Origin of the sequence: Cytobacillus sp. T106 (assembly GCF_040492155.1) — a bacterium.
GTDB lineage: Bacteria > Bacillota > Bacilli > Bacillales > Cytobacillaceae > Bacillus_AB > Bacillus_AB infantis.
The window spans coordinates 606,012-624,418 of sequence record NZ_JBEUMK010000002.1 but is presented as its reverse complement, the minus strand read 5'-3'; the positions used below and the strand labels follow the sequence as shown (position 1 = coordinate 624,418).

The 18,407-nt window shown below is 44.3% G+C and carries 15 protein-coding genes; 3 read left to right on the top strand and 12 right to left on the bottom strand.

Annotation, left to right across the window (positions count from 1 at the left end; genetic code table 11):
• Nucleotides 1-117 precede the first annotated feature (117 nt).
• From ABU165_RS07285 to ABU165_RS07275, 3 genes are all read left to right on the top strand, one after another.
• Nucleotides 118-2,586, top strand: coding sequence for an N-acetylmuramoyl-L-alanine amidase family protein (locus ABU165_RS07285; protein WP_318059939.1), 2,469 nt, complete (start codon nt 118-120; stop codon nt 2,584-2,586).
• Between the two features lie 80 nt (nt 2,587-2,666).
• A complete protein-coding gene (locus tag ABU165_RS07280; RefSeq protein ID WP_353762637.1) occupies nt 2,667-3,374 on the top strand; it encodes an SH3 domain-containing protein in 708 nt (235 codons plus the stop codon).
• 1 nt (nt 3,375) lies between these two features.
• Nucleotides 3,376-4,701, top strand: a complete 1,326-nt coding sequence (locus ABU165_RS07275; protein WP_318059937.1) for a SpoIID/LytB domain-containing protein — start codon at nt 3,376-3,378, stop codon at nt 4,699-4,701.
• Between the two features lie 17 nt (nt 4,702-4,718).
• Here the strand turns inward: ABU165_RS07275 and ABU165_RS07270 are convergent, their stop codons facing one another.
• The 12 genes from ABU165_RS07270 to ABU165_RS07215 are packed head-to-tail and all read right to left on the bottom strand — an operon-like array spanning nt 4,719 to nt 18,373.
• Nucleotides 4,719-5,960, bottom strand: coding sequence for a glycosyltransferase family 4 protein (locus ABU165_RS07270; protein WP_318059936.1), 1,242 nt, complete (start codon nt 5,958-5,960; stop codon nt 4,719-4,721).
• A gap of 13 nt (nt 5,961-5,973) precedes the next feature.
• Complete coding sequence (gene galU / locus ABU165_RS07265; RefSeq protein ID WP_318059935.1) at nt 5,974-6,837, bottom strand: UTP--glucose-1-phosphate uridylyltransferase GalU; 864 nt, start codon at nt 6,835-6,837, stop codon at nt 5,974-5,976.
• The gene (locus ABU165_RS07260; protein WP_318059934.1) at nt 6,834-7,916 is read right to left on the bottom strand and encodes a glycosyltransferase; all 1,083 of its coding nucleotides are present in this window, start codon (nt 7,914-7,916) and stop codon (nt 6,834-6,836) included. The genes galU and ABU165_RS07260 overlap by 4 nt, the downstream gene beginning before the upstream one ends.
• Nucleotides 7,913-9,028 (bottom strand): glycosyltransferase, encoded by a 1,116-nt coding sequence (locus tag ABU165_RS07255; RefSeq protein ID WP_318059933.1) that lies wholly within the window; start codon nt 9,026-9,028, stop codon nt 7,913-7,915. The genes ABU165_RS07260 and ABU165_RS07255 overlap by 4 nt, the downstream gene beginning before the upstream one ends.
• 11 nt (nt 9,029-9,039) lie before the next feature.
• Nucleotides 9,040-10,422 (bottom strand): O-antigen polymerase, encoded by a 1,383-nt coding sequence (locus tag ABU165_RS07250; RefSeq protein ID WP_318059932.1) that lies wholly within the window; start codon nt 10,420-10,422, stop codon nt 9,040-9,042.
• A 15-nt stretch (nt 10,423-10,437) separates the two neighbouring features.
• The gene (gene wecB, locus ABU165_RS07245; protein WP_318059931.1) at nt 10,438-11,496 is read right to left on the bottom strand and encodes a non-hydrolyzing UDP-N-acetylglucosamine 2-epimerase; all 1,059 of its coding nucleotides are present in this window, start codon (nt 11,494-11,496) and stop codon (nt 10,438-10,440) included.
• Nucleotides 11,496-13,088: an asparagine synthase-related protein gene (locus ABU165_RS07240; protein WP_318059930.1), complete on the bottom strand. Its 1,593-nt coding sequence runs from the start codon at nt 13,086-13,088 to the stop codon at nt 11,496-11,498. The genes wecB and ABU165_RS07240 overlap by 1 nt, the downstream gene beginning before the upstream one ends.
• A gap of 19 nt (nt 13,089-13,107) precedes the next feature.
• The gene (locus ABU165_RS07235; RefSeq protein ID WP_318059929.1) at nt 13,108-14,538 is read right to left on the bottom strand and encodes a lipopolysaccharide biosynthesis protein; all 1,431 of its coding nucleotides are present in this window, start codon (nt 14,536-14,538) and stop codon (nt 13,108-13,110) included.
• A 1-nt stretch (nt 14,539) separates the two neighbouring features.
• Nucleotides 14,540-15,271: an N-acetyltransferase gene (locus ABU165_RS07230; protein ID WP_148949699.1), complete on the bottom strand. Its 732-nt coding sequence runs from the start codon at nt 15,269-15,271 to the stop codon at nt 14,540-14,542.
• Nucleotides 15,272-15,295: 24 nt separating this feature from the next.
• Nucleotides 15,296-16,609 carry a nucleotide sugar dehydrogenase gene (locus ABU165_RS07225; protein ID WP_101549311.1) on the bottom strand — a complete coding sequence of 438 codons (1,314 nt, stop codon included), beginning with the start codon at nt 16,607-16,609 and terminating at the stop codon, nt 15,296-15,298.
• 14 nt (nt 16,610-16,623) lie between these two features.
• Complete coding sequence (locus ABU165_RS07220) at nt 16,624-17,640, bottom strand: Gfo/Idh/MocA family protein (RefSeq protein WP_253618458.1); 1,017 nt, start codon at nt 17,638-17,640, stop codon at nt 16,624-16,626.
• Nucleotides 17,633-18,373 carry a GumC domain-containing protein gene (locus tag ABU165_RS07215; protein WP_318059928.1) on the bottom strand — a complete coding sequence of 247 codons (741 nt, stop codon included), beginning with the start codon at nt 18,371-18,373 and terminating at the stop codon, nt 17,633-17,635. The genes ABU165_RS07220 and ABU165_RS07215 overlap by 8 nt, the downstream gene beginning before the upstream one ends.
• Nucleotides 18,374-18,407 lie beyond the last annotated feature (34 nt).

Sequence of the window (18,407 nt, the reverse complement as noted above, 5' to 3'; positions counted from 1 at the left end):
ATTGGTACAAATTCCCTACCATTTTCCTAAATTCTATTTCCTTCTATGGGTTGGAAGATTTGACAATTTTCGATAGAATAGGATATGCACCAATATTTTGTCCATGGAGGTAAAAACGTGAAAAAAATAATTGCTTCTTCAGTTCTTGCCACTGCTGCTTTGTTTCCTATCCTCATGCAGGCTGAAGATGCTAAAGCTGCCAATCTTCCTGCTAGTATGTCTGTAGATCAAAAGGTAGATATCCGCAAAGGAGCTACTAGTTCTTATCCCCTAGTCACAAGCCTCTCTACCGGAAAGAACGTCACGGTAGTTGATGAGTTCACAAATGCCAACGGGGAACTCTGGTATCGTGTCGATCTTGGAGCTGAAAAAGGATGGGGCTTAGCCGCCCACTTCACTGCCCCTCAGTCCGGTTCAATAGAGAACGGAAAGATGGGTGTAATCAGCGGAGATAACGTCAACATCAGAAAAGGGGCCACCACTTCCTATGCAGTGGCTGCTCAGCTGTCCAAGGGGACCTCTGTCAAAGTAATTGACAGTTTTAAAAATGCCAATGGAGAGCTATGGTACAGAATTGAAGCTGGTACAGCAACAGGTTGGGTAATAAAGGATTATGTCTCGCCTGCTCCCGAAGTGAAACCTCCCCCTCCAGCAGTGGAAACCAAAACTGTCCAGGCTGATAATACGCCAGTAAGAAAAGGCGCAACAAATTCGTATGCTGCTGTTACATACCTTGCTAAGAATCAGCAAGTCAAAGTAATTGACAGCTTCACAAATGCCGCAGGAGAGAAATGGTTCCGAGTGGATTTAGGCTCAGTGAAAGGCTGGGTAGCCGAATCGGCTTTCAGCGCTGTAAAGCCGCCGAGTCCGTCTAATCCGGCACTTCCAGCCGTGGGAAGCTATGTATATAGCCAGGCGAGTGGAATAGATGTTAGAAAAGGGGCAACAGATTCCTATGCATCTGCTGCCAAGCTCACAATCAATCAAAAAGTAAAAGTAATAGATCAGTTTGTTCATAGCAGCGGGGATGCCTGGCTGAGAATTGAAGTCAGCTCTTCCCTTATGGGGTGGGTCCGGGCGGAATCCGTCAGCACTGAACAATCGCTAAATATTAATTTATATGTAAGTGTCGATGTAGCCAATCTGCGCAGCGGCCCTTCAACAAGCCATTCCGTTGTCGGCCAGGCTAAAAAAGGCGACAGCCTAAAAGGAATCGCAACAGCCACTGACTCATCCAATGCTGTCTGGTATAAAGCTTTGACCAGCTCGAACCAGACTGTTTGGGTACATCAATCCGTCGTATCAAAGCAGCAGCCTTCAGCACCTGCCCCTATCGGCGGCACAAAGATTGTAGGAACCAGGAATGCTGTCCTGTACTCCGGGGCCACTTACCAATATAAAGTGACAGAACGGCTTGCGTACAACAGCAAGGTCACAATCCTTGGTTCATTTGTCAATGCAAATGGAGAACAATGGCTCAATGTTAAGAGCTCTACTGGAAGAACCGGCTGGACTCCTGCACATGAGCTTGTATCATCATTGAATGATCATCAGTATGTTTTTGCCAAGAGCGGAGCTGTTCTGCGCAAGGGGGCAAATTCCAAATATGCGGTAAGCTCTTACCTGAAAGCCAACGAATCTCTGATTGTACTTGGAAGGCTGAACGGATGGCTCAACGCGGAAAACAGCAGCGGCAGCAGAGGATGGGTCCTTGAAAGCCAGACATCGACTGTTTCTTCAAAAGGCCTGTATGCCCCGTCTGTTACTTCTTCAGGAGCAGATACTTATTTAACGTGGCAGAAGCCGATGAGCTTTGACATTTCTTATTCTGTCCTTTCTTCCAACAGGCTTAAGCTGACTGGAGGCATGACAGATGTAGAACTTCCTTCAGGCAGCATCAAAGGCATCAAGTCTGTCGAAACCTTTGCTTCCGGTGCCCAGGAATCAGTGGTGCTTACCTTTGAGCCAGGCTATACATTTACATTAAGGGATTATAAAGACAAAGTATCGGTAAAAGTGATCCCCAACGGGCTTTTAGGCAAGAAAATCATTATTGATGCAGGACATGGCGGCAAAGATACTGGGGCTATCGGGCCTACAGGATTAAGAGAGAAGGACGTGAACCTGGGAACTGCGCTTCTTCTGAAGGCTGAACTGGAAAAATACGGTGCCATCCCTATCCTGACAAGAAGCACAGATATCTTCCTGGAGTTGTCTGAAAGGACTGCAATCGCAAACAAGTCTGATGCTGATGCATTCATTAGCATTCATGGAGATTCTTTCTCCTCGAGCTCCAGAGGATCAACTACTTATTACAACTCAACAGTCAATTTCAACGGTCCGCGAAGCAGGACGCTCGGGGAAGCTGTGCAAAAGAGCATGGTATCTTCACTGGGTACCTATAACCGCGGAGTTAAAGAGCAGAACTTCTATGTTAATAGAATGAATGAGCTGCCAAGCGTATTGGTAGAACTCGCTTTCCTATCCAATCCAAGCGAGGAAGCATTATTAAAAACTACTGCTTTCCGCACGAAAGCAGCTGTCGGGATCACTAAAGGGCTCGAACAATATTTTAATAACTTCTAAGCTATAAGTTTACGAGAATGATTGGGGCTACAGACCTGTACCCCCAATCATTTTTTAATAAACATACCAGGGGGTCAATGATGAAACATACAAAAAAAATAATAGCTGCCGGTGCTTTAACTATCGGTATAGGTACCGGGGCGGCCTTTTCTTCGCCAAAAGGAATAGATGCCGCAAGCAATGTTGTACTTGCGAGTGTTGATTGGGTCACTTCCCAGCTTAATCCTGTCAAGTCAAAGGTGAGTGAACTGGAAACGAAGTTGAATGCCCAGCAGCAGGAAATCAATGCGCTGAAAGCTCAGCTGGCACAGACCGGAACGCCTGTAACGCCGCCGCCTGCCACACAGCCGCCAGCATCTGGCCTGCCTTCTGCCGTTTATGCGAACAAGAGCAGTGTCAACATCCATTCCGGGGCTACTAGAGACTATAAGATCATTGCAGTAAAAACAAGCGGAAGCTCTCTCAAGGTCATTGATTCCTTCACTTCTTCCAGCGGTTTATGGTATCGTGTCGAGCTCTCTGCCTCTGTCAAGGGATGGGTTCACTCCAGCGACGTATCCACACAAAAGCCTTCTTCGTCTGTGCCAAGCCAGGTAGTTACAACAGGGGAAGTCAATCTGAGAAAAGGAGCTACAACCAGCTACTCGGTCATCCAGCTGCTTCCTAAGGGAGCTGTGGTAAATTACATTTCTGCTTTTACAAATGCCAAAGGCGAGAAATGGTACAATGTTGAAACCTCAGCAGGAGTGAAAGGCTGGATTATTGCGACTCATGGCGAGGTGAGGTAAAGTGAAAAAGCTTTTGGCAATCATTCTTGCTTTTTCGCTGTCAGGCTTTTCACAGGTCCCGGCAGCAAAAGCAGCTGAGGCTGTTAAATACTCTAATGAAGTAAAAGTTTCAGTGCAGCTGGCAGCCAGCCCCTCAATCACAACAAACGGGGATTATCAGCTTAAAAATAAGGATACCGGAGTTATCACAAGCATTCCGGCTCACACTTCTGTTTCATTTAAAAAGGATACCAAAGGCATTACGGCTTCTTTCGGCACTTTTACCCAATCTTCCGGCTCTGGCTTCAATCTTGAAGAAATAGCAGGAAGCGGAACATCAGTGGGAAAGTTGAGCAACGGAATTTCTTACAGGGGCAGCTTTTCCCTTGCGCCAAATGGAAGCAGTATACAAATAGTTAATTATCTTGATATGGAAGACTACCTGAAAGGAGTCGTTCCTAATGAAATGCCTGCTTCCTGGCATAAAGAGGCTTTAAAAGCACAGGCCATCGCTGCCAGGAGTTATGCGGCAAATATGATGATGCTGACAACTACAGCAACAAGCCAGGTTTACAGGGGCTATTCAGGCGAAGATGGGCGTTCCAATATTGCCATTCAGGAAACGGACGGACTTCTGGTAAAATACAATGGAAAGCCTATCCAGACTTTCTTTTTCTCGACTAGCGGCGGTAAAACGGCCAATGTCGGCGATGTCTGGAATTCTGACCAAAAGAACTTTCCTTATCTGGTTTCTGTAGATGATCCTTATGAAACTTCAGTTTACAAAAGCTGGTCTGAGACGTTTACTCCTTCTCAGATTCTGGCCTCATTTGGGTTTACAGGGAGCTCTGTCGTACTATATGATATCCAGCTCACTAAAACCGGGGCTAATGGCGAGGTCAGCGCAGTAACAGTAAAGACCTCTGCTGGCGATAAAACAGTCAAAGGAAACGAATCAGTGATCAGGAAGCTGTTCCCGCTGTCCAATTCCAGTGTCTATAATATGCTGTATTCCAACTGGTTTGACATCCAATTATCAGGCGGACAGCAGGCTTTATCGGTTCAGACTTCCACTGGTACTGAAACTGTTACAGACTTGAAGGGCCAGAGCGTTCAGACAGCCTCCGGGCAAATAGCTCTGGATGGCTCACCCGTTTCAATCCAGACTTCTGGAGGCATCGTTTCGAATGAAGGCAGCTCTGGGGTTACCTCCATCACGGTTACCGGAAAAGGATGGGGCCACCGGATCGGCATGAGTCAATATGGTGCAAAAGGATATGCAGAACGCGGCTGGACAGCCGAACAGATATTAACCCATTATTTTAAGGGAACCACGGTCTCGAAATAGAAAAAAGCCAATTCCACTCAGGAATTGGCTTTTTCTTTGGAAGCACCGGAAATTCTCGCAAGAAGCTCGTCAACGATGCTTTTCCACGAATATTCATCAATTGCCAGTCTGCGTCCATTGCTGCTCATGATTTCATATTGGTTTTCCGAAACATTCATGAGCTCTGAAACAGCAGCAGCTATCCCCTCCGGATTTTCAGGCGGGGCAATTCTGCCGCAATCATGTTCCTCCAGGATTGCCGCACTCTCTCCATCCCCACAATAAAGGACCGGAGTCCCTGTAGAAATCGCAGGGAAAATCTTTGAGGGCCTTGCTCCTTTGAATAGCTCTATGTTTCGCAGTGATACAACACTATAGTCAGCTATCGAGAACATAGTAGGCATTTCTGATACAGGAACAGACCCGTAAAACGTTACGTTATGAAGGCAGAGCTCTTCTTTTAGGGCAAGCAGTTTGTCTTTTTCCTGTCCGTCTCCTACAAACACGAAATGGGCATCAGGATCAGTTTCTTTCAAGATGCTTGCAGCACGGAGGACAGAGTCCAGTCCCTGTGCATAACCAAGGGCACCGGCATACATAAAGATCTTTTTGCCTGCTAAACCAAGTTCATTGAGCAGCTCCATGTTTTTGGGAAGAGGTATAAACGTGTCAGTATTTACCCCGTTAGGCAAAAGGAAGACATCTTCAGGTTTCTTCCCTTTATTGATCATATAATCGCGTATGCCTTCAGTGGCAGTAGCAATCTTCCATGACTTCTTGTACAGGAACCTTTCCAGCTTTTCGGCAAGCCTGATAAAGGATTTATTCTTTAATATTCCAAGCTCCACTGCTGACTCCGGCCATATGTCAGCCACATTGAATACAAATTTCGCCCGCTTCAGCTTGGCGCCGATATAACCTGTGATGCCAAGGAACAGCGGCGGTGAATTACAGATGATCACGTCTGTTGGCTTCGACTTGATAATTGAATAAAACGCACTGAAGGTAAAAGAAAAATAAGATGCAAGCCTTTTCCAGAAGCTCCCCTTTGGTGAAGGATAAATCCAGGAGCGGTGGACAGGGATGCCATCCCATTCTTCATACATATAAAATTTCCCTTTATACTCATCAGGAATGATTCCCCAGGGATGATGCGGGAAAGCCGTGAGAACTTCCACTTGGTGCCCGCGGCTGAGCAGCTCCTTGCTCACTTCATATACCCGTATTTGGGGAGCCCCGGTTTCAGGGGGGAAATGCTGACAAAGATAGATTACTTTCATGAACTTAACCCCATTATTTTCTTATGATTTGCTTAAGGTAACTCTCCAGCTTGTCCTTTAGATCCGGCCTCTTTAATGCATAATCAATCGAAGCCTGGAGGAAGCCGAATTTGTCGCCGACATCATAGCGGCTGCCTTGAAGGATGTAAGAATAAATTGATTCCGACTCCAGAAGCTTGTCAATGGCGTCGGTAAGCTGGATTTCACCCTTTTTATCAGGCTTGATGGTCTCCAGCATATCAAATATGGCCGGCGTCAGCAAATAGCGCCCGACTATGGCTTGCGTGGAAGGAGCTTCTTCCACTGCCGGCTTTTCTACAAGGCTTTTAACTTTATACAGCTGGCCGGACTGATCTGAATAATCGACGATTCCATACTTATTCACTTCAGACCGAGGGACCTCGTTGCAGCCCAGAATACTCGATTGTACAGTATTGTATTGATCAATCATCTGTTTGAGGGCAGGCACCTCACTGTCGACAATATCATCCCCCAGCAGGACAGCAAAAGGTTCATTGCCAATGAACTTTCTTGCACAAAGAACGGCATGCCCAAGACCGAGCGGCTCCTTCTGTCTGACATAGTGGATATCCACCAGATTTGAAATCTTTTCAACAACCTCGAGCATTTCTTCCTTGCCTGTCCGGTCCAGCAGCATCTCTAGCTCGACTGACTTGTCGAAATGGTCTTCAATTGCGCGTTTATTCCGTCCTGTTACAATGATGATATCTTCAATGCCCGACTCTACAGCTTCCTCAATAATGTATTGAATAGTTGGCTTGTCCACGATCGGCAGCATTTCCTTTGGCTGTGCTTTTGTTGCAGGCAGGAACCTTGTCCCCAGTCCTGCTGCAGGAATTACAGCTTTTTTTATCATGAATTCATCCCCTTTGACAGTGTCTCTTCATATAGTTTCAGCATACCATCGGCATTATCTGTCCAATTATAATTTTCCTTTACATGGACAATTCCGGCATCACCCATCTTGCGCCGCTCTTCAGGATTATCTATAAGCGCAAAGATTGCCTTAGCCAATTCTCCCGGATTTTCCTTCGGCACGACATAGCCTGTCCTGCCCTCGATTACCACCTCGGGAAGGCCCCCTACATTCGAAACAACCGCAGGGACACCGCAGGCCATTGATTCTACTGCCGCAACACCGAAGCTTTCGCTGTCTTCTGTTGAAGGAACTGCAAAGACATCAATTTTATTGATATACTCTGGTACAGCATCATTCGGTACTCTGCCAGTAAAAGTCGTGGCCGGAGAAATTCCAAGCTGTTCTGCCATCTCCTCATATTCTGCTCTTTGCGGACCATCTCCCACGATGAGCAGCTCTGTGTTCCGATTTTTTTTATGGATTTCAGCAAAAGCGGTGATGAGATCGCCTATTCCATATTTATCTGATAAAGCTTTAACTGTCCCAATCGTAATGGCATCAGGTGTGCGCAGCCCTTCAATGGGACGGAATTTCTTCATGTCGACTCCAAATGGCGTAACAAATACTTTTTTATTTGTATACTTATTCGTTTCCTTCGCCATAATATGGCTGGTGGAACAGATGACACTTGCTTTTTGGAGCGTGTAATCCACAATCTTTTTGTTGATGGATCCCTGCTGAGGGAATTGGAAAATATCCCTTCCCCAGACCGACACGTAAAATGGCTTAAAATCAGCAAGTGCACCGACGAGCCCATAGCTCGAAACATAATGGGCATGAAGGATATCGGGCTTAAATTGCCTGATCGCTTTCTTTACTGCGAACACGCTTGAAAAGTATGACAGTTTGCCTGGCAGTAGCTTTGGCAGGACAATTGTATCTATCTCCCGGGCATTCTCCTCGGAATAATGGTCCGGAAAGGTTGCCACCCTTACGTCAATCCCATTGTTCTTATAGTATAATGCCCATTTATGTGTATGGATGGAACGGCTGGGCGCCAAAATCAATACTCTCATAGTTCCTCCTTTACCAGCGTGTTCTTGACTTTTTCTACTCTTGCCAGCCAGGAATGCTTCTTCATAAAGCTATTCCTGATATTTTCCCTGAGGCTGTCCGACTGCTCAGCCATATTCTTTATAGCCTTTGCCATAGATTCAGGGTTATCTTCACAGATGATCCCATAGCCATCTGCTTCTATGATCTGCTTTTGCGCCTCGCAGTTTGTGGCAACAAGCGGAAGATCATTAGATAAGTACTCGACAAGCTTAACCGGTACTGAAAAGTCATTGTACGTGCTTTTATATCTTGGGATAAATGCGAAATCCATTTCTTTGTACAACTCATCCAGTGTCTCTCCGCTTATATGCTTGACCTGGACATTTTTCTTCATAATAAGCTCTTTTTTCTTTTCGGAAAGCTTTTCAAACTCATCTTCCCTGCAGACAATCGTCAGGTCAAGGATTTCCTGCTCACTGTTGGCAAGCTCCATAGCTTCGAGGAGAAGGAACAGCCCGTAGTCCTCATTATTAATCCCGCCGACATATAAGCCCTTTTTGACTCCTGGGCTGCGAACTGTACTGGTATCAGAACCTCTGTATTTGCCTCCGGGAGGAAGTGCGATCTTTTCCCTTGAAATGTCCACATAAGCGCCCATAGCATCACTCGGCAGAAAGATAGCCTGGCAATATTTGTCGTAAAACTTTTCTTCCATCCGGTATATTGTTTTCATGACGGCTTTTTTAATTCCCTTTAAAGGATATAGCTCATCAAATTTCCAATATACATCTCTGTAAAAAACGCCAACAGGAACTCGCCGGCTTTTAAGGAATTTCATCACCTTTGTATCGACAAAAGGCCTCTGAGGTTTGTGGCCAGGATCTGTAAGCCAAAATGGGATGGTCTGGTTCTCCATGTAACAGAACCAGATATCATCCAATTTCCCCTGCTGCTTCCATTCATCAAACATAGCATCTCTTTCGGCTGAAGTGCCTGACAGAAGGAGGATTTCTACTTTTTCTCTTTCCCCCCACTGTTTAAATGCCCGATGGATTTCTATAGGACGCAGCTTAGATCCGCTGTTGGCGTTTTCTGCAAGCCTGAATGGATAATATAGCAAAACTGATTTCATAAAGCTTCTCCTTATAATTGGTTGCCAGACTTCCTCTTTAGATAAAAGGAAGCGAGATCTTCCCTGAGTTTAATGAATAAGAGGATGCCGGCAAATAAGAATGTAATAAAGATCCAAATAGGATTAAAGAGAAAATCTGTAAATCCGCCAACCAATGTACGTGGAATATTGATTGAGAAATAAATGAACAGACATAAAAGTACCGGATTCTTAGGCAGCCTTATAAAGACAATGTACAGCAGCTGCACGAATATCCCTACGTACAAGGTGCCAAGGAAGATACCCATATAGCCAAAATTGGCATATGCTTCTGCAATATAAAGAGTATTCAGCACACCGCCGGTGCCATCTGCAACCCTTGCTGGGAATGCATTGGCCATTACAAGCCTTGCAGATCGGACCTGTTCCATATCAAACCAGCCAATCAGGATGGATGGAAGGCTGCTTCCATTCAAGAATGGAATGGACTCACCAAAAATATTCAAGTGCAGAAAGGTCGGAGCAATTTGCGCAAGGATGATCCTGCCAATTGGGCCGGACGAATAAGAGAAATAGGAACCCAGGTCATCGACACCCTGGATAAATATATACATAAGGATAACCAGGGTGCCACCGCTGATACCATAAAGGTAGATTTTCCATCTGTTCAGAACAAGAGTGCCGCTGTATATCCTTACAAAAATAAACATGATCGCGTAAAATATAATCGGCGATTTGGCCAGGTCATATACACTGATCAGTACGGCAAAAACAAACAAGGCCATAAACAAAAATATCCACTTTAGCTGCTTTGTTTTAGCTGCATATACATAGGAAATCAAAGAAAGTAAAGGCGTCAGGGCAATCGCGAATATATTTCGCACATATACATTTCCGCTAAAGTTGCGAGCTGCTTCTATCCTCAGTTTGCCAAGCTCCGAAAAATTGCCTTTCAGCAGCTCTATCAGCGGAACCTGGACTGTTTTCAGCAAGGTATACATGACAGCCAGCATGCAAATGACAGATAGTGCAAGAAAAATGAGATAAAATTCATTTTTCTTGCCGCTGGAAACAATCTTTATCGGTTTGCTTATATAAGCATTAAATTCTTTTTTTGCATCAAAACCGGCCAGCTTGCTGACGACATACATCGTAAGCGGCAGCATAATCATTACAAAAGATACAGCTCCAAAGCCGATCCATCTGTATGCATCATGGTCCAGCTTATTAATCATATAGTAATGATCGATATCCAAAGCAATCAGCAGGCTGCCGATATAGCAGGACACAAACAAAGAATAGTAAAAAATAAGCGAGTTTAAATTTGGCTTAAATAGCGACAGGCTTCCGGATATCCTGTAAAACAGGGATACAGAAATGAGTGTGACAGTCAGCCAAATCAAAATTGCGAGCATACATGGACACCTACTTTATCTTTTGCTGATCAGCTCAGCAATTTTTTCGGAAGCTTTTCCATCTCCAAAAACTTCTTTGTATTGCGGTTCCACCTTTTTATTGGCAGCTTCCACAATCTTGGCAGTATCTGTCCCTGTAAGGATATTGGCCTCCCCGGCAAGGGTTTCAACCCATTCAGTCTGTTCCCTGACGGTTACGCAAGGAACCTTCATGAAGTAGGCCTCTTTCTGGACGCCGCCAGAATCTGTAACGATTTTTTTGGAATTGGCCACTAATGTCAGCATATCCAGGTAGCCAACAGGATCGATAACTTTCAGGTTAGGGATATCTTCCAGGCTGATACCATAGGAAGCAAGCTTGTGCTTTGTCCGCGGATGGATTGGCCAAACTTTCATATCCTCTATTTGTGAGAAGGCTTCAAGGATGTTTTTCATATTGTCAATATCATCAGTGTTTTCTGCACGGTGTATGGTAATCAGGTGATAGCCTTTTTCGGTCAGGCTGTTCTCTGAAAGTATTGAAGATTTCTCTGCTGCCAATTCGCGATTATACAGCACAGCATCATACATAACATCACCGATATTAAAGACATTATGGGTAATGTTTTCATTCTTCAGGTTCTCAACAGCTGTATCGGTCGGGCAGAAAAGGAACTCAGAGACATGGTCGGTCATGATGCGGTTTACCTCTTCAGGCATCTTCTTATTGAAGCTTCTCAAGCCTGCCTCGATATGGATGACCGGTACATGGAGCTTAGCGGCAACCAGCGCACCCGCAAGTGTTGAATTCGTGTCCCCATACACCATCAGATAGTCTGGAGTCTCTTTTAATACAATCTCTTCAATCTTTGCAAGCATTTCGCCTGTCTGCTTTCCATGGTTTCCTGACCCTACACCTAATTGATAATGCGGCTTCGGGATGTGGAGCTCTTCAAAAAAGATATCAGACATATTGGCATCGTAGTGCTGTCCGGTATGGACAATGATTTCATCCATATGGCGGCTAAGTGCTCGCGAAACAGGGGCTGCTTTAATGAATTGGGGTCTGGCCCCAAGGATAGTAAGTACTTTCATCAGGAATCACCTTTCAGGCTTTTAATATAGTCTTTAACCAAAAACGAATTTATATTATAAGGCTGTGTATATTTTATCCTATCCTGCTTAAAGGAAAGTTCAGCTAAGTATTTGGGATAGCTTTCATAAATACCATACCATTCCATCGGTTCTGTATAATACTGCTGGTAAAGCTTCTTCTTGTTATACAGCTTCTTTGCGGTATGATAGAATGCTCCATACTTTTCCTTTAGGGAAGTTTCCTTCCCAGCGGGCTGGGCGGGCTTTGGAAAATAGTCAGGATACATGATATGAAGCGTATAGTCGTATAAATATTTTTTAAAACGCAGGCTCACAGGGACCTTGAGGAAGAAATCCATCAGGCGGTCGTCCCAAAGAGGGATTTCCCAGTCTTTCTGATAGTATTCATAAACCCTTACAGAGTTGATGATGAATTTCGCCTGCCTCTCCTTCCAGTCCCAGTATTCAAATAATGCGCTGGCCTCTTCATTCGACTGGTATGGCAGGCTCCCGAATGATTTTTTAATTTCTGCGACTATATCCGATCCGCTCTCTTTGATTCCACGTCCCATATCCCATAGTTTATGGTGCTTCTGGAGAATGAAATCCACCACATCATCCCGGGAAAACTGCCTGTCCTCCGTAATCTCATAGGCTAAGTGGCTTCCTGCTATGAAATCACCGGAGTGGCCTGGGACGAATACATATTGGTCATCATTTTCTTTGACAATTTGGGCTACTGCCGGCCAATCCTGCAAATGGGCCATGGAAGATCCATTAACAGCAAAGTCGACATAACTTTTCCATTCCTTGGATTGATACCACTTTTCCCATTTTTCTTTTTTATATTCAATGAAGGTCCATTCAAAACCAAGTTTGTCGGCTATATCTTTACTTACAAGCGACTCTTTATTTCCTCGCTTGCCATAGGTGAATGATTTGATATTCTTGACGCCGAACTCCTTGAGCAGAAGGGCGATGATTCTGGAGTCATATCCCCCGCTCAGGGGAAGGATAGGCGTTTTGCCTTGGATACGTTTGGAAAGATCCTCAAACACCGTATAGAAAAGGTCCTTCAACTCCAAGCTGAACTCTTCAAGAGTCTTGTTCTCCGGGTGGTGATAGTATTGATAATACTCTTCTTTTTCTACAGATCCACCCTCTGTTATTTTAACATAAGACCCTGCTTCCACCTGAAACAAATCGTTATAAAGAGTCCGGTCATTTGCAGTGAAACCTGTCAATATGAATTCTTTTACCGAAGTTTCATTATAGCTTCCCCCGTTATGGCCGGAAATCTTATCTGTGATCAGCCAGCTGTCCCCTTCTTTGGCATAAAATAAGGGAATGCTCCGTTTCCGGTCTGCAATGGCAACCATGCCATCTCCAGTGTTAAAGGCTATGGCAAATTCTCCTCTAAGTTCTGCCAGGTGCTCAAGGAAGAAGTTTGGAGCACTGCCGATATCCTTAAGGTTATCAGCAGTATAGACTATACCCTGATATTGTATATATCCGCCAAAATGAACGGTACCGGTGGGAAAATTCACTTCTTTAATTAAATGTTTATTATGAATGAGAATATGATGGTCCATTACGTGATCACCTATCTACTTATAAAGTTTCCTTCGCGCGTTTACCTCTCAAATCCTTATCCACACGTGACAGGAGCATGATGGCAATGTAAGCAAGCCATACATAGAGGATATAGATGGAGGGCAGGCCGCCTTCCTGAATATAGACAATGGCAAAAACAGATGCAAGTGCCGACATAAATAAAAATGCCATTTTCGCAAATGACACCGGTATAAAATACAGCTGCTGGCTTTTATAAAAGATATAAGTAATTGCTATCAGATAAGAAACCAAATAAGCTGCAACGCTGCCCCATATGGAGAAGGCCGGTATCAGCAAAAAGTTCAGCCCAATATTGATGACTGCTGCCATGCCAAAAGCATATGATATAAGCTTTGTTTTCTTGGTAAAGAAAATTCCCACCGAGATGATCATATAGTAGAAATTCAAAAATGTTGCTGCAGATAATACTGCCACATATTTATATGCTTCATGATATTTATCACTTAAAAGTGTAATGATCCACGGCATAAAGGTTGCCACAAAGAGAATGCCGAAACCGCCAACCAGCAGGATAGCATAATACAGTTTAGAAAATAGGACAGGACTGTCCTTTTTTTCTTTAAGCGACATGGAAAATGGCCTCCATGCCATCTGGACCCCGCTTGTCAGCAGAGTGATCAGGGTTGCAAATTTTATCGCTGTTCCGTAAATCCCCACTTCCCTGAAAGAAGAGAACTCTTTAAGGAAGAAAACATTTGCATTGACGATAACCCAAAATGCCAGCGATGCAGGAACAAGCGGAGCAGCATACTTCAGGATTTCCTTAAGTATATCTTTGTTGAACGAAACTTTAAGATACTGGATGCTTGGCTTCAAAAGCAGGAAGATGATAATAGCACCGCTTGCAATCCTGCCGTAAAGTATGCCCTCGACTGAAGGAGAAATAAACTTTAGGAAAGCATATGAAAGCAAAGCGATCAGCAGCATTTTAAGAATCGTGGTGATTACTACCTTCTTCGTAAAAAATTCATATCGCAGTACTGTCAATACAAGTGCAATCACCGTATCGAGCAGCAGCACACCTGCGGCTATGTACAGCAGGTAAAACAGGCTCGGATCATCGAGCATCACCTTAGAAAGCCATGGTCCTGCAGCCAGGACTACAAGCCCTGTAAGCATAACGACCATGAGTCTGAAGGCCATTACTGTCCTGACATACTGCAGCTTTTTCTTCTTATCTTCAGTATCAAAATAATAAAAAGCAAGAGCGGAATCAGTTCCAAAGATAACAATGAAAGTGAGCATTGAAGTGATCCGGTCCAAATAATCCAGTACTCCGTATTCTGCCGGATCAGGCAGAAAAGAAGTGTATATCGGCAGCATGATAAAAGCAATCAGCTTCGTTCCTACGTTCATAAATGCGTAAAGGAGCGAATCCGCTCCTAAACGCTTAATCTGGGCGAGCACCCTATAACAGCTCCCGGTCATCTACATTACGTACAAATTTTGCCGGGACGCCTTTAACAAGCGCCTTTGGCTCAGTATCTTTTGTCACCAATGCTCCGGCTGCTACGAAGGTCTCTTCTTCAATTGTAATTCCAGGAAGAATGATGGAGGCTCCGCCAACGCGGGCTCCTTTTTTCACTGTTGCACCCTTGATTTTATCAAAGCGCTCTTCTGTCCGGCCCATGAAGTTGTCATTGGTCGTCGTGACACAAGGAGCAATAAAGACTTGCTCCTCAAGGGTAGTATAGGCAGTGATATAAGAGTTGGATTGGATCTTTGTGCGGGTTCCAATCTTCACATAGTTTTCAACAGTAACTCCTCTGCCGACAATCACATAATCGCCAATTTCAACATTTTCCCTGACGCTTGCCAAATCAGCAATCAAAGTATTTGCTCCGATTACAGCTCCCCTGTAAATGACACAGTTTGCACCGATTGTCACTTCTTCGCCAATGGCAAGGGCAGGAATGTCGCCGCTCAATTTTACTGTGCTTGTTTTTGCCGGTTTTGGCGGCTTCCCAACCACCGCACCGTCTGCAATCGTTGTATTATCGCCAATAGTAGTACCTTCATGTATCGTTACCCTATTCCCGACGATTACGTTTTTTCCAATCTTGACGTCTTTCTCGATTACTGAAAAATAGCCAACCTTAACGGATGCATCCAGTGTTGCTGTAGAATCGATAAAATTCATAACAGATCTCCCTTTAGGTAGTGATTAAAGTTTAATGTATTTGTTTGGCTTCTCTACATCTTTCAGTGCATTGCGTGTATCAAAGATTACTTTGCTTTCCTTTGCAATGGCAGCATAATCAAAATCGCTGTGATCAGTCGTAACAAGGACAAGGTCAGCTTCATTAAGAAGTTCGTTAGTCATTTCAACCGTTTCAATTTTCTTGCTGCATGCTTTAAATGAAGATACATAAGGATCGACAACTTTATAATCAGCACCGTGATGCTCCAGCAGTTCAACAATTTTCAGCACTGGGGACTCACGCACATCGTCGATGTCTTTCTTATAAGCAACACCAAGGACTGCCACTTTGGCACCGCGAAGAGCTTTTCCATCTTCATTCAGGACTTGCATGGAACGTGTAATAACATACTCAGGCATGCTGTTATTGATTTCACCGGCTAGTTCAATCAGCCTTGTATGGTAGTTGTACTCACGAGCCTTCCAAGTCAGATAGAAAGGATCGATCGGAATGCAGTGCCCTCCAAGTCCTGGTCCAGGATAGAATGCCATGAATCCATAAGGCTTTGTTTTTGCAGCATCGATTACTTCCCATACATCAATCCCCATTTTTTCGCAGAGGATCGCCATTTCATTGGATAATGCAATATTGATATGACGGAACGTATTTTCAAAAATCTTTTCCATTTCTGCAATGGCAGGGCTTGATACTTCATGTACATCACCTTCAAGTACATTGCGGTAAAGTGATGCTGCCACTTTTGTACAATTTTCAGTGATTCCACCGACAACTTTCGGCGTATTTTTTGTTTTGAATTGCTTATTCCCCGGATCTACACGCTCAGGTGAGTAGGCGATGAAAACAGTTTCACCTGTTACCAGACCTTTTTCCTCAAGGGCCGGCTTCACAATCTCCTCAGTTGTGCCAGGATACGTAGTTGATTCAAGAACAACCAGCATGCCTTCATGTGCATACTTAGCGATTTCTTTTGAAGAACTTTCAACATAAGATGTATCCGGCTGCTGATAGATGTCAAGAGGAGTAGGCACACAGATGGCTGCAGCATCAACTTCCTGGATGCGTGCATAATCCGTTGTAGCAACGAGCTGGCCGCTCTTGATCATATCTGCCAGGTCCTGGTCCACTACATCACCGATATAGTTGATTCCCATATTAACCTGTTCAACCCTGGATGCCTGTACATCAAAACCGATGACCTTGTAGCCTGCTTTAGCTTTTTCAACAGCAAGCGGCAAGCCAACATAACCAAGGCCCACAACACCGATGACAGCTTCTTTATTTTCAATTTTATTAATTAAAGATTCATAAGAATTCATTATATTCTTCTCCTTTATTGAATAAAGACTTTTTTTCCGGTTTCAGCGGATTCTAAAATAGACAGTATTAATTTTACCGGAGCCAATCCATCTTCGCCAGTTACAATTGGGTTACGATTTTCTTGCACAGCCTGTACCATATCTTCGATGATCCACTGGTGGCCAGGTTTCCCGAAAGGATCTGCCTTCACCTGCTCCTTGGCTGCCTGGCTTTCTTCCTCACTCACACCCTCGATATCCCAAGTCTCGATAAAGTTCGCCGTCCTTCCGCTGACCTTTACAGACGCAGTTTCTCCGAAAATAGAAAGAGACTCCTCCAGGTTCTTTGGATAAATCGTAGTGGCTGCTTCAATAACGCCTAAAGCACCGTTTTTAAATTGCACTACTGCTGCTGCAACATCCTCTGTCTCGATTTTGCGCAGACGGGTTGCGGCCATTGCCTGTACAGACTCTACAGGGCCCATCAGCCAAAGCATAAGGTCAAGGTCATGGATTGCCTGGTTCATTAGCACTCCGCCGTCAAACTCTTTCGTCCCCCGCCATTCTGCCTGGTCAAAATAAGCCTGGTTCCGATTCCAGCGGACTGTTGCATTAGCGTGGCTAAGCTTTCCAAAAGCACCGGCATCCATCTGCTCCTTAAGAAGCTGGACAGCAGGACGGAAACGATTTGGATGGACAACCGCCAGCTTCACACCATTCTCCTTTGCATAGCCAATCATGTCGATAGAGTCCTGAAGCTTCAATGACATCGGCTTTTCAACGATGATATGCCTTTTATGGTCCGCAACGATTTTCGTCAATCGTGCATGCAGTCCGGAAGGTACACAGATGTTCACAACGTGGATCTCCGGATTTTCAGCAAGCATTTCGTTAAGGTCTGTATATTTTTTAACATTTTCTCTTTGTACTTCTTCAAGACGGCCGGGGTTTGTGTCACATACTGCGAACAAGTTTGCCCCTTCAGCGTTTTCAATGGCATCCATATGCTTTTTCGCAATATGGCCCATCCCTACAATGGCAAAGTTAATCATGATTGTAATATCTCCTTGCTTCGATAATATATTTCCAAAAGATAAGGAATACAAGGGTGAAAAGGACACCCAGGATTAAGCCTGCAATGGTCAGTTCAGTTCGGTTTGTGTCTGCCTGATTGACTTGATTAACGATTACTGATGGTTGTTCGAATACTGCTAGGTCGTTCGTCACTCGCTGTGCAGCTACTGTTGCCTCAGACAACTCATTTTGAGCGGCAGTATATCTCAGTGTTAAATCTTGATATTGAAATAACGGCAGGTCCCTCTCCAGGATCGGATCCATCGCCTGGATAGATTTCTCCAGCTTATCAGCTCTGGCTATGAGCCCATCACGGTATTCCTCCGTTACTTTTTTCCGGAATTCATAATCCTTAACCAGAGCGTTTTCAATTCTTTCTGACATAGCAGTAAGATCCTTTTGAAGCTCCTTGCGGTCATCCTGCTTTATTTTTATCTTCACGTAGCTGTCACTGGAAACGAAGACTTCAATTTCACCGTCTACACCTTCTCCAAAGTTCGCAACAATATTGTCAGGATTAGTTAATCCCTTCTGCTTAATGGAACCTGTAAAAACAGTCGCATTGCCTGTATATTTCGCATCTGTAGAAATAACATAGGAAGCAGCAAGTCCAAGCAAAGCGAAAATAATGGGAATAATCAGGAAAGACCATTTCTTTTTCCAGAAAAATAATAAATATTCATATAAAACAAACTTTTTTTGTTCTGCCAATCAGAGCACCCCTTCTTTCTTCAGTCCCGCATGA

Bases quoted from the DNA above. Each gene is read 5' to 3' on its own strand.
- ABU165_RS07280 (WP_353762637.1), top strand. From the start codon at position 2,667: ATGAAACATACAAAAAAAATAATAGCTGCCGGTGCTTTAACTATCGGT.
- ABU165_RS07270 (WP_318059936.1), bottom strand. From the start codon at position 5,960: ATGAAAGTAATCTATCTTTGTCAGCATTTCCCCCCTGAAACCGGGGCT.
- galU (WP_318059935.1), bottom strand. From the start codon at position 6,837: ATGATAAAAAAAGCTGTAATTCCTGCAGCAGGACTGGGGACAAGGTTC.
- ABU165_RS07260 (WP_318059934.1), bottom strand. From the start codon at position 7,916: ATGAGAGTATTGATTTTGGCGCCCAGCCGTTCCATCCATACACATAAA.
- ABU165_RS07255 (WP_318059933.1), bottom strand. From the start codon at position 9,028: ATGAAATCAGTTTTGCTATATTATCCATTCAGGCTTGCAGAAAACGCC.
- ABU165_RS07250 (WP_318059932.1), bottom strand. From the start codon at position 10,422: ATGCTCGCAATTTTGATTTGGCTGACTGTCACACTCATTTCTGTATCC.
- wecB (WP_318059931.1), bottom strand. From the start codon at position 11,496: ATGAAAGTACTTACTATCCTTGGGGCCAGACCCCAATTCATTAAAGCA.
- ABU165_RS07240 (WP_318059930.1), bottom strand. From the start codon at position 13,088: ATGGACCATCATATTCTCATTCATAATAAACATTTAATTAAAGAAGTG.
- ABU165_RS07230 (WP_148949699.1), bottom strand. From the start codon at position 15,271: ATGAATTTTATCGATTCTACAGCAACACTGGATGCATCCGTTAAGGTT.
- ABU165_RS07225 (WP_101549311.1), bottom strand. From the start codon at position 16,609: ATGAATTCTTATGAATCTTTAATTAATAAAATTGAAAATAAAGAAGCT.
- ABU165_RS07220 (WP_253618458.1), bottom strand. From the start codon at position 17,640: ATGATTAACTTTGCCATTGTAGGGATGGGCCATATTGCGAAAAAGCAT.